The following is a 1,028-nucleotide window of genomic DNA, read 5'->3' on the forward strand; positions in this document are numbered from 1 at the left end:
AAAAAACACCTCTATGTTATACTTGTAGTCGACGAAAACACAAGAACAGGACATAGAGATGCAAGACCATTATACACCAAAAGGTAAACATTTGACAATAGCAGACCGTCGTTTAATTGAACGTTGGAAACAAGAAGGCAAATCCAATCGTGAGATTGCTGGCCTCTTAGGCAAGGCTCCACAAACGATAAATAATGAGATCAAGCAAGGTCTGGTTCTCCAACAAGTCCGTCAGGGGAAGTTTGAGAAGGTTTATCGGGCAGATAGGGCTCAGGACATCTATGAGATTAACCGAAAGAACTGCCGTAAACCTGTCACTCTCACTAAAGAAGCCAAGGAAACGATTGTCCACTACATCAAGCAGAAATGGTCTCCTGAGATGATATCAAAGCGCAAAGTCAATGTCCCAACTTCTACTATTTACTACTGGATTTATACAGGACACTTGGGGTTGAGCAAGATGGATATGTTGTATCCAAGAAAAACGAAAGCACTCAAGAAAACGGCTAGTCCTGACTTTAAACCTGCTGGGAAGTCTATTGATGAGCGACCTGAAGCTATCAATCAGAGACTGGAGAGTGGGCACTATGAGATTGATACGGTGGTTGAGGAACGGGCTAAAGCGCCTTGCTTTCTCACTCTGACGGATAGAAAAACCAGATATGAAATCATTCGTTACTTACCAAACAAGACAGCACAAGCGGTTAATGACGCCGTGTTGAGCATTTTACAGGAATATGACATTAAGTCTATCACAGCCGATAATGGGGCAGAGTTTGCCAGATTGAGTGAGGTCTTTAGCCAGGAGAACATCTACTACGCCCATCCTTATTGTTCTTGGGAGAGGGGAACCAATGAGAATCATAATCGGCTCATTCGACGGTTTCTGCCTAAGGGAACAAGAGGGGCGACCAAAAAACTGGCTGCTCAGATTGAGAGATGGATCAATCATTACCCCAAACGACTACTAAACTACAAGACGCCTAGAGAAGTTTTAACAACTGGCTAACTTGGACTTGAAATTTGGC

1 protein-coding gene is annotated in these 1,028 nt (G+C 43.4%); it reads left to right on the forward strand.

Going from position 1 to position 1,028, the window contains the following annotated elements; translation table 11 throughout:
* The first annotated feature begins 58 nt into the window (after window positions 1–58).
* On the forward strand, window positions 59–1,009 hold the full coding sequence (locus ABID29_RS12270; protein ID WP_354366436.1) for an IS30 family transposase: 951 nt from the start codon (window positions 59–61) through the stop codon (window positions 1,007–1,009).
* Window positions 1,010–1,028 lie beyond the last annotated feature (19 nt).

Source organism: Streptococcus rupicaprae (assembly GCF_040545225.1).
In the GTDB taxonomy this organism is placed as follows: domain Bacteria; phylum Bacillota; class Bacilli; order Lactobacillales; family Streptococcaceae; genus Streptococcus; species Streptococcus rupicaprae.

Coding starts and splice junctions, on each gene's coding strand:
- ABID29_RS12270 (WP_354366436.1), top strand. CDS start 59: ATGCAAGACCATTATACACCAAAAGGTAAACATTTGACAATAGCAGAC.